The organism is Roseofilum halophilum BLCC-M91, from assembly GCF_030068445.1.
Lineage (GTDB): Bacteria > Cyanobacteriota > Cyanobacteriia > Cyanobacteriales > Desertifilaceae > Roseofilum > Roseofilum halophilum.
The window spans coordinates 1-12,744 of sequence record NZ_JAQPOK010000081.1; the positions used below are offsets into that span (position 1 = coordinate 1).

General features: G+C 42.2%; 13 protein-coding genes and 1 pseudogene. 9 read left to right on the plus strand and 5 right to left on the minus strand.

From position 1 onward, the window contains the following. Window positions 1–736 (minus strand): annotated as a pseudogene (locus tag PJF56_RS10175) (hypothetical protein); the annotation flags it as partial. A 298-nt stretch (window positions 737–1,034) separates the two neighbouring features. Here PJF56_RS10175 and PJF56_RS10180 point away from each other — a divergent pair. The 8 genes from PJF56_RS10180 to PJF56_RS10215 all read left to right on the plus strand — a co-directional run bounded on the left by PJF56_RS10180 (window position 1,035) and on the right by PJF56_RS10215 (window position 7,578). Beyond that, window positions 1,035–2,213, plus strand: a complete 1,179-nt coding sequence (locus PJF56_RS10180) for a cyanophycinase (protein WP_283762561.1) — start codon at window positions 1,035–1,037, stop codon at window positions 2,211–2,213. A gap of 6 nt (window positions 2,214–2,219) precedes the next feature. Further along, the gene (urtC, locus tag PJF56_RS10185; RefSeq protein WP_283762562.1) at window positions 2,220–3,401 is read left to right on the plus strand and encodes an urea ABC transporter permease subunit UrtC; all 1,182 of its coding nucleotides are present in this window, start codon (window positions 2,220–2,222) and stop codon (window positions 3,399–3,401) included. Beyond that, window positions 3,398–4,156 carry an urea ABC transporter ATP-binding protein UrtD gene (gene urtD / locus PJF56_RS10190; protein ID WP_283762563.1) on the plus strand — a complete coding sequence of 253 codons (759 nt, stop codon included), beginning with the start codon at window positions 3,398–3,400 and terminating at the stop codon, window positions 4,154–4,156. Before urtC ends, urtD begins: the two co-directional genes overlap by 4 nt. 43 nt (window positions 4,157–4,199) lie before the next feature. After that, window positions 4,200–4,526, plus strand: a complete 327-nt coding sequence (locus PJF56_RS10195; protein ID WP_283762564.1) for a DUF433 domain-containing protein — start codon at window positions 4,200–4,202, stop codon at window positions 4,524–4,526. After that, the gene (locus PJF56_RS10200; RefSeq protein WP_347179513.1) at window positions 4,520–4,885 is read left to right on the plus strand and encodes a DUF5615 family PIN-like protein; all 366 of its coding nucleotides are present in this window, start codon (window positions 4,520–4,522) and stop codon (window positions 4,883–4,885) included. The genes PJF56_RS10195 and PJF56_RS10200 overlap by 7 nt, the downstream gene beginning before the upstream one ends. 16 nt (window positions 4,886–4,901) lie before the next feature. Further along, window positions 4,902–5,624, plus strand: a complete 723-nt coding sequence (gene urtE / locus PJF56_RS10205; protein WP_283762566.1) for an urea ABC transporter ATP-binding subunit UrtE — start codon at window positions 4,902–4,904, stop codon at window positions 5,622–5,624. 221 nt (window positions 5,625–5,845) lie between these two features. After that, complete coding sequence (locus PJF56_RS10210; RefSeq protein WP_283762567.1) at window positions 5,846–6,325, plus strand: CYTH domain-containing protein; 480 nt, start codon at window positions 5,846–5,848, stop codon at window positions 6,323–6,325. Window positions 6,326–6,459: 134 nt separating this feature from the next. After that, window positions 6,460–7,578: a DUF7005 family protein gene (locus tag PJF56_RS10215; RefSeq protein WP_283762568.1), complete on the plus strand. Its 1,119-nt coding sequence runs from the start codon at window positions 6,460–6,462 to the stop codon at window positions 7,576–7,578. Between the two features lie 18 nt (window positions 7,579–7,596). Here the strand turns inward: PJF56_RS10215 and PJF56_RS10220 are convergent, their stop codons facing one another. From PJF56_RS10220 to PJF56_RS10235, 4 genes are read right to left on the minus strand one after another with little or no spacing between them, the layout of a single operon-like run. Then, a complete protein-coding gene (locus tag PJF56_RS10220) occupies window positions 7,597–8,901 on the minus strand; it encodes a tryptophan 7-halogenase (protein ID WP_283762569.1) in 1,305 nt (434 codons plus the stop codon). A gap of 46 nt (window positions 8,902–8,947) precedes the next feature. Next, entirely contained in the window at window positions 8,948–9,580 is a 633-nt protein-coding gene (locus PJF56_RS10225; RefSeq protein ID WP_283762570.1) for a cupin domain-containing protein, read from the minus strand. A gap of 49 nt (window positions 9,581–9,629) precedes the next feature. Further along, window positions 9,630–10,586, minus strand: coding sequence for a peptide arginase family protein (locus PJF56_RS10230; RefSeq protein ID WP_283762571.1), 957 nt, complete (start codon window positions 10,584–10,586; stop codon window positions 9,630–9,632). A gap of 19 nt (window positions 10,587–10,605) precedes the next feature. After that, window positions 10,606–11,961, minus strand: coding sequence for a 2OG-Fe(II) oxygenase (locus PJF56_RS10235; protein ID WP_283762600.1), 1,356 nt, complete (start codon window positions 11,959–11,961; stop codon window positions 10,606–10,608). 268 nt (window positions 11,962–12,229) lie between these two features. On the opposite strand from PJF56_RS10235, the gene PJF56_RS10240 reads away from it, so the two are divergent. After that, window positions 12,230–12,502 (plus strand): hypothetical protein, encoded by a 273-nt coding sequence (locus PJF56_RS10240; RefSeq protein ID WP_283762572.1) that lies wholly within the window; start codon window positions 12,230–12,232, stop codon window positions 12,500–12,502. Window positions 12,503–12,744: the final 242 nt, after the last annotated feature.

The following is a 12,744-nucleotide window of genomic DNA, read 5'->3' on the forward strand; positions in this document are numbered from 1 at the left end:
CGGGGTCATACTCGTCCATTCCCCCTAAGCTAAAGATCCCCAATTCTCCTTTATATTTACCGCCATCAAAGAGATAGTCAATTTCTATCTCTCCGGTTTCTCCCACCACGAAGTAACCGGAGTCAAATTTGGGTTGAGCCACTATGTCTTCGGGTATTGCCAATGCCGATAACTGAGCGGGTGCTTCTCCATCGACTTCTGTCTCTGAGTCGGAACTTAAAGCACGAAGCTCTTCTGCTGTGCCTGATGCTACTGATTTTTGTGCGATCGCTCCATCGACTTGGCTATCTGAATCGGAAACTAAGGCCAGATCTTCAACTTCGTCTGTAATTTCTCCCTCTCCTTCTATCTCTGAATCAGAACTTATCGTAGGATACTCCTCTGTTCTGGTAGCTTCTAAGGATTCTTGCCCACTTTCTCCGTCTGGATCTTCCTCTGATGCGTAAATAAAGGGTATTTCTTCTATGTCTTCATCCGGAATTTCTGGTAAAGGATCGCCGTCATTAACTGTATTTTCCGAGGGATCTTCAATTGTATCATCGAGATCGTTGTCTAACTCTAGTTCCGTATGTTCTACGCTACTTTCTTGTCCATCACCATCAAAATCTATCCCATCATCCAGAGCATCAACGATACCGGAGGGGGTAAGGATGGGTTCTAATATGAAGGTTTTATGGGTTTCCGAGGCGGAATTACCTGAAAACACGGGTTTAAAAAGAAAATGAAACCAAGTCATAACACACCTGGACGGGTAGCAAAAGGAATAAGTTTAAAGGTATCACTATTTTTTTTGAGTAATATAAAGATTCGGTAAAGTTGTCCGTGATTTTGATGAAGTTTTTGTAAAGTTATTATCCTAAAAATTCCGACCTAGATCTCGGAAAAATTGGGTCATTTTTATGCAAAACGGCGAAAATTGTCATAAATCTTAACTTTGGCCCGGAATCCCGCCCGGTCATTAACCCCTTTTCCGGTAAAATGGGGTCTCTATTCGTATTTTCGAGAAGATGACCGTTAGCTGACTGGGTAAACGAATGTCTGAAGTCTCCAAACCGGCTGGATCGCTAGTGATTATTGGTGGTGCGCTCCGGTATAATAATCATGAAGTCTGGAAGCGAATTGTGGAATTATCAGGAGGAGAAGGGGCTAAAATTGCTGTTTTTCCGACGGCGAGTCGGAATCCTCAAAAAACAAATTATACGGTTGATGCGTTAAGGGGTCAGGGTGTGGAGGCGATCGCCATTCCGGTAGCGGTAAAAAATCGCGACATCGATTACCGAGAAGCGGTTTATGACCCCCAACTTTTAGACCAAGTTCGAGGGTGTAACGGGGTTTTTTTCACGGGCGGAGATCAATCCTATATTACCCAAGCCTTGTATACAGAATCCGGGGAAAATACCCCCATGCTCGATGCCATTTGGGATATTTATCGTCGCGGGGGAGTCGTTGCCGGAACCAGTGCGGGTGCAGCCATTATGAGTACCACCATGTTTCGCAATCCTCCTGAGATTTTAGATGTGATGAAATTCGGGGTTCACTGGGGAAGAGAAATTAACCGGGGTTTAGGCTTTATTGGCCCGGATTTTTTTGTCGATCAACATTTTCTAGTCCGGGGACGGTTGGGGCGATCGCTCGTAATCATGCAAGCGATTGGTTATAAACTGGGATTTGGCATTGATGAAAATACGGCTCTCGTGGTGCAAAACGATGAAGCCGAAGTCATTGGGCATCAAGGGGTATTAGTGATGGATTTATCCAATGCCCATCAAGACCTAAAAATCCCTGAATTTAATCTCGATGGGATTCGACTCAGTTATCTTGGTAAGGGCGATCGCTACCATTTGCACACCAAGGAAGTCAGTTTAAGCGAACTGAAATTAAACGGTGATAAAATTGACCCCAACGCTCCCGATTTTCATCCCTATATGAGCGGCGATCGCTTCTACCCCGATCTATTAGCCCATAGCGTCCTCGACGATCTCCTCGCTCATCTCATTGATAGCAAACAACAGGAAGTTATCGCTCTAGCTTTTAACCCCTTATCCTCAGATCGCAAAGCCCGTCTCGGTTTTAAGTTTACATTTTGGAAAGGACAAGATAGCCTAGGATATTACACGGGAGCCTTGGGAGTAACGAGCTACACAGTTTTAAACATCTATGCTGCGGTAAAACCTATACAGATGAAACCCGTTTTATATGACGAACTGAAGTAACCTTAGATGTCAGAAACCCTTCTCGAAGTCGGTCGAATTGCTCAACAAAAAAAGCGTCGCCGAAATCTGTGGATTGAAATCGGATTAGTGATTGCTATTGCCCTAATCCTAATGATTCTCATGCCGTTTATCCTGTCTCCATTCCGGTTAAACCTGTTGGGGCGGTTTTTAGCCTTAGCCATTATAGCCCTCGGTATTGATGTCATTTGGGGCTTCACTGGACTCTTGAGTTTGGGTCATGGTGTATTTTTTGCCCTAGGGGGTTATGCGATCGCCATGCATATCAAACTGCAAATTCCCCCCGAATCCAGTATTCAACTGCCCGAATTTATGACCCTCTATGGAGTCACCGAACTGCCCTGGTTTTGGCAACCCTTTGGCCCCTTTCCCATCGCTGTTTTAGCCGTTGTCCTAGTTCCGGCTTTATTAGGGGGATTTCTCGGTTATTTAGTCTTCCGAAATCGGATTCGCGGCGTTTACTTTTCCATCCTCACCCAAGCCTCAACCATTGTGTTCTTCAACTTCTTCAATGGTCAACAAAAACTGATTAATGGAACCAATGGTCTGACTGACTTTAAAACTCTCCTGGGTTTTACCGTCAATGAACCGAGAACTCAAATCGGCTTTTATATCATTACTATTCTCTTTTTAGTCCTCACCTATGCCCTCTGTCGCTGGCTGACTAGCGGTCGTTTTGGCCGCCTCCTCATTGCCATTCGAGATGATGAAAGTCGCGTCCGTTTTTCTGGTTACAATCCCACCGGCTACAAAGTTCTCGTATTTGCTATTTCTGCTGGATTAGCCGGATTAGCTGGGGCATTATTTACGCTGCAAACTGGGATTATTTCCCCAAAAGCCATGGATATTGCCTTCTCGATTGAAATGGTCATCTGGGTGGCTGTGGGAGGACGAGCAAGTTTAGTGGGTGCGATTTTAGGGGCGCTTTTAGTGAACTTTGCCCGCAGTGGATTAAGCGAACAATTTCCCGAAATTTGGTTGTTTTTCCAAGGTGCATTATTCTTAATTGTGGTGATGGTATTGCCCAATGGGGTCGTGGGATGGTTGAGAACTGATGGCTGGGATTGGATACAGGCACGTTTGGGAAAGAAAACTATCGTTACTTATCCCAGTTTAGAAAAAGACCCGGAAGTGCAACAAGAGCGGGAAGAATTTGAAGAGAAATTATGAGTGAAGCGATTTTAGAGATTGAGAATTTAACCGTTGATTTTGATGGCTTTAGGGCCCTCAATCAGCTTACTTTCAGTATGGAACCAGGGGAACTGCGAGTGATCATTGGCCCCAATGGAGCGGGAAAAACGACATTTTTGGATGTGATTACGGGTAAAACCCAACCGACAACCGGACAAGTGCATTTCAAAGGTCGTAATACTCGTCGTTTGGCGGAACATCAAATCGCTCGTTTGGGCATTGGTCGCAAGTTTCAAACGCCACGGGTTTATCTGAATCTGACTCCTAGGGAAAACTTGGAACTGAGCTGTAATACCAATAAGAACGTGCTTTCGACGCTCTTCAGTCGTCCTCCAGGGAGCGATCGCCAGCGCCTCAATCACCTCTTGGAGATCACTGGACTTTTTCTCAAAGGCGATATTCAAGCTGCTCTCCTATCCCATGGGGAAAAACAACGGTTAGAAATTGGCATGTTAGTTGCCCAATCTCCCGATCTTTTATTAGTCGATGAACCCGTTGCCGGATTAACTGATGAAGAAACGGAACAAACCGGAAATTTACTCCTCAGTTTAGCTGAAAGTCATTCGATTATTGTGATTGAGCATGATATGGAATTTGTGCGCCAAATTGCCCGTAAAGTCACCGTTTTACACCAAGGTTCCGTACTCTGTGAAGGTTCCATCGAAGCAGTGCAAAACGATCCACGGGTGATTGAAGTTTACCTGGGAGAATCAGAAGCAGACGACCATGAGTAAATGAATTAGCTATACTGAGAGTAATCGAGAATGAGGAAAGATCATGCAGTTAGAAGACTATTTTGATTTTTTATCCCCAGATGATATTCGGCTTAAAGGCACTAGAGTCGGGATTGAAACCATTTTGTATGAATACATTTATCAGCGCAAAACCGCCGAAGATATTCACAAACTTTACTCCCACTTACCCTTAGAAAACATTTATGCTACAATTCTGTACTTTTTGCATAATCCTGAAGATATAACTCAATATATGAGCGATTGGTTGAATTATTGTCGAGAATCTGAACGGCAGCAACTTGAGAATCCCCCCGATCATGTGATTCGGCTGCTTGAGCTTAAGGAAAAGCAGGCACTTAGGAGATCATGATTCAATATTTGATTGATGAAAACTTACCGAATCTTTATCAAGAACAGCTTAAACACTATTTACCAGAATTAAAAGCTTTAATGGTTGGAGATCCTAATGCTCCTGAGAAAGGAACCCTAGATCCTGAAATTCTACTCTGGTGTGAAGAGCATGATTTTATTTTAGTTACGAATAATCGTCGCTCTATGCCTGTTCATTTGAGAGATCATCTTGAGAATAGTCATCAAATACCAGGAATATTTACCTTCCGTAAAAATTTTAGTATAGGCAAAGTGATTGAGGATTTAGTGTTGATTGCAGAAGCAGGAGATCCTGACGAATATAAAAATCGAATTACCCATATTCCATTATCAATCTAGAAGGCACAAATTAATCATGAATCAAGAAGCATCTTCTCAACCCATTTTAAGGGTATCTGAATTAAATGTTTATTATGGAGAAAGTCATATTCTGCGGAATGTGGACTTGGGAGTAAGACCGGGACAAATGGTCTGTTTAATTGGCCGTAATGGGGTGGGGAAAACGACCCTGCTGAAAACGATTATGGGGGTGTTAAAACCACGAAGTGGTCATATTGTTTTACAAGGGCAAAGTATTGTCGGTCTTCCTCCCGATCGCCGGGCTAAACTCGGTATTGGCTATGTGCCCCAAGGTCGGGAAATCATCCCCAGAGTCACCGTGAAAGAGAACCTGCTCCTGGGTTTGGAGTCTGGACGCGCAGGCAAAAATAAGGATATCCCCCCCTATATTTACGAGCTATTCCCCGTCCTGGAGAGCATGTTATGGCGCATGGGAGGGGACTTGAGTGGAGGACAACAACAGCAACTGGCGATCGCCCGCGCTCTCATGGGCCGTCCCCAACTCCTCGTTCTCGATGAACCCACCGAAGGCATTCAACCCTCCATTATCCTGGAAATCGAAGCAGCCGTGCGTAAAATTATTGAAACGACTGGTATATCTGTACTCCTGGTTGAACAGCATCTGCACTTTGTCCGTCAAGCCGACTGGTATTACGCCATGCAAAAAGGTGGCATCGTAGCCTCCGGGCCGACGGAAGAACTGAGTAAAGATGTGATTCAGGAATTCTTAGCCGTCTAGAGAAACGACCACACCAAAATCGCCACCGTTACCGTAAAGGCAATATGATTAATCCAATCATCGGAAGTCCAGTTTTTAAACATAATCGGTTTTGACTTACTTTCTATAGTGTACGGCGTTGATTATAACGCCCCGTGCTAAACTGGGGGAAGGCAAAAGGCAATAGACAATAGGCAATAGGGAAAATCCGGTTTTTCCTTTTTTTTGAATCCCTTAATATTATGGCCATTGAAATTGAACGCAAATTTCTAATCAACGGAGAAAGCTGGCGAGGTTTAGGGAAAGCAACCCACTACCGGCAAGGCTATATTCGCACTGAAAATCATGCTACTGTGCGCGTGCGAATTGCTGGCGATCGGGGCTACTTAACCCTGAAAACCTTAGCTCCTGGGTCTTCTGGCATTCGTCGCCGAGAATATGAATATCCCATCCCCCTAGAGGATGCCCAGGAAATGCTAGAGTATTTGTGCGATCGCCCCCAAATCGATAAAATTCGCCATACCCTAACCTGGGGCGGTATGGTTTGGGAAATCGATGAATTTGCTGGAGACAATCAAGGCTTAATCTTAGCAGAAGTAGAACTCACCGATGCCAATCAAGAAATCGAATTACCCGAATGGGTAGGTGAAGAAGTGTCCGAAGATTACCGTTATTTTAATTCTTATTTAGCCAACCATCCCTATAGTCAATGGCAACATTGATAATAATATTTTGCCCTCTCCCTATATCCCTCTCCCGTGGGAGAGGGACTTTCTCCCCTTCTCCTGCGGGAGAAGGGGCTGGGGAATGAGGGGCAACTGTTGAAACGCTATATTTTTACATCAACCCTAATTTTATGTCGATTCAACTTCGGACTGAAATTCTCAAATCCTACGGAGCAACCCCTTCAGAAGTGGAAGAACTTCTGAGCTATAATCAAAATATTTTTGACCATAGTCAACTCAATAACGTTCTTACGTTTCCCTTAGAACCGGAATCTCATATTCTCACTTGGGAAACTTATCTGAGTGAATCTGAAAAAAATGGCGTATTTCCTATCCTAAAAGATAAACTCATTCAGTGGCAATTCCCCATTCAATCTGGCATTAGCAAAATGGAGAATTATCGTGCTGCAACTCGCAAAGGAAAAGCAACGGCTGACATGCCAGAAGCGACTGGATTAGTTTTGCAGGAACCAGAGAACTTAAAATTACAACTTTATGAAAATTTAGCCGGAAAAATTCCCGTTTTAAGGGTTGGATGTCGCCTAGATTTTGTCTCAATTATCCAAGCCTTAACCAAGCGCAATGAACCCCAACCCATTCCTGATTCCATGGGAGCAATCATGATTGCTGGATATAATAATTGGGATCGAATTCGTGCCTATCGTCAAGCCTGGGAAGCTGAACAAAATCAACCGGTTACAGAAATGCAATGGAAACTTGAGTTTAAACGTCTGACTCCTCAAAAACACCTGTATCAAGACCGGTTTATTGTCCTGAGTTCCGGGGGATATAGTGGGGTGAGTGGGGCAGACATGGGAATGACAGAAGCCGAATGGTTGCAGGTTTCACGTCAGATTCGGTTGGCTCATGAATGCACCCATTATTTTACCCGCAGGTTGTTGGGAGCAATGCGAAATAATTTGATGGATGAACTGATGGCAGACTATCAAGGGATTGTTGCCGGAACGGGTGGCAAGTATCGCGCAGATTGGTTTTTACGATTCTTGGGATTAGAAAATTTTCCCGACTATAGAGTGGGGGGACGTTTGGAAAATTATCGCGGCAATCCTGCCCTTTCTGAGGGTGCGTTTAAGGTGTTGCAGTCTTTGGTGAAAGATGCGGCAGAAAATCTAGAACGGTTTCATCTCAATCATGTTGAAGCGTTATCAACTCCAGCCGGACAAGGGCGTTTATTGATTGCGTTGAGTGAATTAACGCTGGAAGAAATAGTCATATCAGTCAATTGGTAGTAAGAACCAACCTACGGGCTAAAAGTAGCCAATTCCATAACCCATTTCTGCAAAACCAGAAGTTGTAAACATGCTAAAGTTTATGTCTTGATCTTCACATTGCTGGGAAGCAGCGACGACAAATTCTTGATGTTGGGTCAAGGGGTGGGGGAGGTTTTTACCGAGTTGACAAAACTGCTCAAATTCATCTAGGAGTTGGGCATTGTCAAATTTCTTTAGCTCTGTTTGGTAGTTGGATTGGGCAAATTTCCAAAATTCGCTCTCAAATCTCGATCCCATGGAATAGTGCCAACCGATAAATAGGGAGGTTCGCATGAGATGATTGAAGAGAATTTGATTAAAGCGTTGTAAATTGTCTGGCTTAAGTTTGGGTTTCTGGTGCTTGAGAACTAACTGACGTAGAGGCCAAACGGATAGCGATCGCATAAAAATTAAGATCCAGACGATCGCTGTGGCTTCGAGAGGTTCTAAAAATGACGCAGTATTGCCAATGCGGAACACTGCACCATCAAAAAATGAACGACAGGTAAAGTTGGGGAATTTGAGCTGGCGTTCTTTAGCAACGGACGTTACGCCTTCGCTCTCTAGAAAACGATCGAAGTCCTCTTTTATGTCCTCAATAGGGGTAATTAGATGGTTATAGATGTAACCGTAGGAGGTGCGGTGAGTGAGAGGAATCATGAAAATCCAACCATGGGGACGGGCGATCGCTCTGGTGGCTGAGTTGTATTCCAACTGATGACCATTGATTTGAAGGTCAACAATACCGCCAGGAATAGCTGGACATTGGCGCACAAGAGCCGCATTGGTGGGGATAATATTCACCTTGATATGCTCATCCCCTAGAGTTTTCGGGAGTCCTCGTGCATCAATAACGAAGTCTACGTCTAAGTGAGTGCGATCGCTCAACTCAATCTTAGCCACCATCCCATCGCTCTCCAGGGCAATGACTTTCTTATGAATGGAGGTTGCCGACACATACTTCCCCAGCAACTTCACAATTTCCTCAGAAGAAAGGTGATAAGCATACTCCTCTCGCAGGGGACAAAAGTGATGAAAAAACGTTTGATTTTGCCTCCCCCAATTCTCAAACTTAATGCCATACTTACGAGTCATAAAACATTGCTCGACTAACTCTAAGTCGCTTAAACCCGTAACCTCTTGTAACCAGTCCCGAAAAATAGCAGTCGTTCCTTCCCCAACCCCAATAATAGGAATATTCGGATCGTAAATGTGGTATAAATCAAACGTCGGAAAATATTTACTCAAGTGTGCAGCCGCAACAAAACCCGCCGTTCCACCACCAATAACTGCAATTTTCATAGCTGTTTACTCTGGTTTTACTCTCAAGTTTCTTGTTTTAAACACGCTATCGTTGATAATCGTGAGTCACAGATAAACATTCCTGTAAATTCACAACACCATGATACATTCCTCCGGGTGTAAAAACAATATCTCCAGGCTCTGCTATTCCCGCAAGGACGCGATCTTTATCTGGAAAAAACCACCAGTATTTTGAACCATAAATGCTCACATTCCACGCATGACAATCTTCAACATCGATATGAGCTTCCGTCATTGAAGAAGGTGGGCCGAGAAAAATCCATCGATATTTGTAAGGTTGATATGAGGCTTGTGCAAAGAAAGGGGGGATAGAATAATCTTCCTCTAAAAACCGATTTTCTTCAATGGGAATATCCCGAAGATAACTGGTTTTTCCATTGGCAAAAGACAATTGAGGGAAATTGGCTAAATATTTCTTATAGTTGGCTATGCCCAATTTCTCAGTAATGAAGTTCCGATCCCATTTTTCAAACGCCTTCCAACCCAACGGAAAGTTTTTGATCATCACCGGAATCTCTTTTTGTTCATAGTTTTCAATAAAGTTCTCTATTGAAATCGATTCAACAACTTGAACCGGCTCATAAAGCTTTTGGCGATTGTCTTGTTTGCTTTTAATCAGTTTTTTTAAAGCTGATACGCTATCTAAATTTGCTGACATGGTTATATCAATAAACAATTAAGAAGAATTATTTAAACTTACATCACGATTATACAGCGCCTAGCAATGGATTTAAACCTTGCTCTTGCAACACTTTATCAATACTCATAGGGTTAATCTCATAGACTTCAGTCAGTTTCTCCAGTAAGGTCTTTTCAATGAATTGACATTGATCGTCAGGAGTATACCCACTAATTCGCGATCGACAGATACAAATTATCTGGATCTCAACTTTGTGGGATAGCAAAAAGTCAATTAACTGTTCAATCCGATGGATAATTGTGTCTTCTGAAACTTTCAGTTGTCGATCAAAAGACTCATCGGTGAAGGGATAATCATGAAATTGAATATAATATCGATTCTCTTCCACTTTAATAGAAAAACGGCTGCCATAAAAAATTCTTAAGAAGTGATATCGATCTTGGATTAAGGATTCATACTGTTCTTGGGTGATTTCTAGGATTCCTTGGCCTTCAAACACTTGCTCATTGCAAGAAAAGTAATCTAAATCAATATCTAAGACTACCTTTTGATCTTCTGGAAACTCATCTGCCACTGTCAAATGTTGAATTTTGGCCAGTTTACAAGATGGATCTCCTAAGAATTTGATAATATTTTTCAGTCCCGTTTCTTCAGGTTTCAAGGGTTTGGCGACTAAAATATCCTGTTCTTCATTGGGGAAGTATATTTTATAAGTCCGCTTCTTTGTCGATAATTTAGGCGAGGGATGCCTGAGCCAATATTCTTCTTTAAATACTCCCTGATAGAGCGCTGGCACAATAAAGTTGGCGATATTGAGCTGATTGTAAGTAAACTGATAAACCTCTGACAGATTATGGGTGTTCAGATTACTTAGGGACTCCCTAAAACTCGGATAATTAAAGTCTGAATGTTCGTCTACGTGAAACAGAATATTATCCGATTTTGGCATTAAGTTTTGATCGATCGCATAATGCCAGACAAAGAAGGCTTCGTTGTGTTCTTCAAAGGTGAAAACTGGAATCATTATTAATTTTAATTAACGCTTATTTATTGAGATTAGGCGGTGGAAATTGGTAAGCGACTGTAACCCGTAGTTTATTACATAAACGACTGGGAGCGCAACCCCGATGGGGGATAGTATTATCAAAAATAATCACTCGTCCTGGTTTGGGGAGACAACTATAGATCAGATCGGCCTGACTCAAATCACGATGGCTATAAAACTTGGTTTCTCCATCCCAATCTGCTCTCCACATGGGATTTACATAACAAACTGCTGTCTGTCCTGGATTCTCTAAATTTTCTGAATCTCGATGAATACTATCTCCTAGTCCAAAAACATGGCCATTGACAATAACTCTGGGATCGTCTGGTTTATAGTCGAGTTGTTCGGTAACTAATTCTCTGAGTCGATCGATACTGTCTGGAAATTCTTCTGTAGCCCAAAAAGAAGTCAATAGGTCGTTGTCATCTCCGTAGTTTTTAAATTCCCAACGCAAGCCGGATTGATAGTAGTTATAGATTTCTGTTAACAAGGCGTGAGGAATTAAGTTATCATAGACTCTTATTCTGCCAGACTCTACCTTGATTTCTGTGAGAGAGACGGAAGAAGAGCCTGTGGAGGATTGAGCCTTAGATTCCAAGAGCTGCATGGAACTGACTATTTTTTGCTTCTGGTTCTGGTAAGCTGTTCTCAACTGGGTGTTTTCCCAAATTTCATCTAACGAGAGCCGTTGCAGGGGATAAATTTTGCTCAGACTTTCTACGAGATTTTCTTCAATCCATGGCCATCGATCGTCTCCCCCAAAGCTACTGATTTGGGAGCGACGAATACAAATCAGTTTGGGATCAATCTGATTATGAGTTAAGAAATCAACCAATTCATCTATTTTCTTTAGCTTGTCTTCTGGATTAGCACCATTTGGATGGGGACTGAAGTAATCTGAGACAATATCCAACACTACACCGGGTTGCTCTGTGAATGTATCTTTTGTGGTTAGAGTCTGAAATTCTTGAAGTTTATATTTCGGTTTGATCAGCCATTGCAAAAATGTCTGGGAATCTATTTCTTCCTTGTGGAAGGTTTTGTAGGTGAGGATTTCTCTATTTTGAGAGGTATAAGTACAAACCCACAGGGATTGAGAGAGCATTTCTTCATGGGGATATAGCCAATAAACCTCCTTAAACAAGCCTCGATGGATCGTGGGCACAAGGAAATGAGCGATAGATATTTCATGGGAATGAATATCATACAATGCTGCTAAATTGGGGTGATTATTTATATACCGATTGATGTGAAGGAGAGTGTTGCCTTCTTCAGAGATAAATTGTTTATGTATAGCATAGTTCCATAGGATACAAGATTCTTTGCGGTCTTCAAAGATAATTGTGGGAATCATCACTTTAAAACTCTTTAGTTATTTTCGTGAAAGTCTTCTTTAAGGTATATTCTGTGCTGATTTGGTATTAAGTTTAAGAAAAAGTAAACGATAGTAAATACTCACCTAGAGTAACTGACACAAGCACCCTAATTCTACAAATATTAACATTTTCTTAAGAAACATAAATAAAATATTAAAAAAAATAAATACTCTTGTCAATTCATAAGGAATCTAGTTATGATTGCGAGCAAAACCACAGCAATTTTATAAATGGAGGTTTTGTACAATGTCAATTGAGTCACTGTCTAAGAAGATCGCGGAATCATCCGAGTGGTCTAAGAAAATGGAAGGTTGTGAGACTAATGAACAAGTGGTTGTCACTATCCTTAAAGGATCGGTAGAATTAGGTGAAGGGGACTTAACTGTTAGCGAGCTGGTAACCTTCATTGATAGTTTGAGTTCCGCAGACGATCAAGAGCTGGATGATGCGGAATTAGAAGCAGCAGCCGGTGGTGGCTGGGCCCGTCGTGCTTGGAGATCTGTTTCTAGAGTTTGGTAGTTGTATGGCCCTCAGCTTCTCTCTCCCATGGTAGAGGGCAGCTAAGGATGTACTTTATCTATTCGAGAAGGGCTAGATCGCTGAATCAATTGTAAATCTAATACAAGGTTTGTATCTTAATACTTAAAGATATAAACCTTGTTAATTTTAGGTTTGACGGAGAAACAGGGACTCAATACAATACAGTCAATCAATTTCCTTAATATTCTCCCAAAAGCGAATTAGGGAAATTGAGAAAATGA

What these genes read in the sequence shown, in the direction of transcription:
- PJF56_RS10180 (WP_283762561.1), top strand. Translation starts at nt 1,035, where the DNA reads ATGTCTGAAGTCTCCAAACCGGCTGGATCGCTAGTGATTATTGGTGGT.
- urtC (WP_283762562.1), top strand. Translation starts at nt 2,220, where the DNA reads ATGTCAGAAACCCTTCTCGAAGTCGGTCGAATTGCTCAACAAAAAAAG.
- urtD (WP_283762563.1), top strand. Translation starts at nt 3,398, where the DNA reads ATGAGTGAAGCGATTTTAGAGATTGAGAATTTAACCGTTGATTTTGAT.
- PJF56_RS10195 (WP_283762564.1), top strand. Translation starts at nt 4,200, where the DNA reads ATGCAGTTAGAAGACTATTTTGATTTTTTATCCCCAGATGATATTCGG.
- urtE (WP_283762566.1), top strand. Translation starts at nt 4,902, where the DNA reads ATGAATCAAGAAGCATCTTCTCAACCCATTTTAAGGGTATCTGAATTA.
- PJF56_RS10210 (WP_283762567.1), top strand. Translation starts at nt 5,846, where the DNA reads ATGGCCATTGAAATTGAACGCAAATTTCTAATCAACGGAGAAAGCTGG.
- PJF56_RS10215 (WP_283762568.1), top strand. Translation starts at nt 6,460, where the DNA reads ATGTCGATTCAACTTCGGACTGAAATTCTCAAATCCTACGGAGCAACC.
- PJF56_RS10220 (WP_283762569.1), bottom strand. Translation starts at nt 8,901, where the DNA reads ATGAAAATTGCAGTTATTGGTGGTGGAACGGCGGGTTTTGTTGCGGCT.
- PJF56_RS10225 (WP_283762570.1), bottom strand. Translation starts at nt 9,580, where the DNA reads ATGTCAGCAAATTTAGATAGCGTATCAGCTTTAAAAAAACTGATTAAA.
- PJF56_RS10230 (WP_283762571.1), bottom strand. Translation starts at nt 10,586, where the DNA reads ATGATTCCAGTTTTCACCTTTGAAGAACACAACGAAGCCTTCTTTGTC.
- PJF56_RS10235 (WP_283762600.1), bottom strand. Translation starts at nt 11,961, where the DNA reads ATGATTCCCACAATTATCTTTGAAGACCGCAAAGAATCTTGTATCCTA.
- PJF56_RS10240 (WP_283762572.1), top strand. Translation starts at nt 12,230, where the DNA reads ATGTCAATTGAGTCACTGTCTAAGAAGATCGCGGAATCATCCGAGTGG.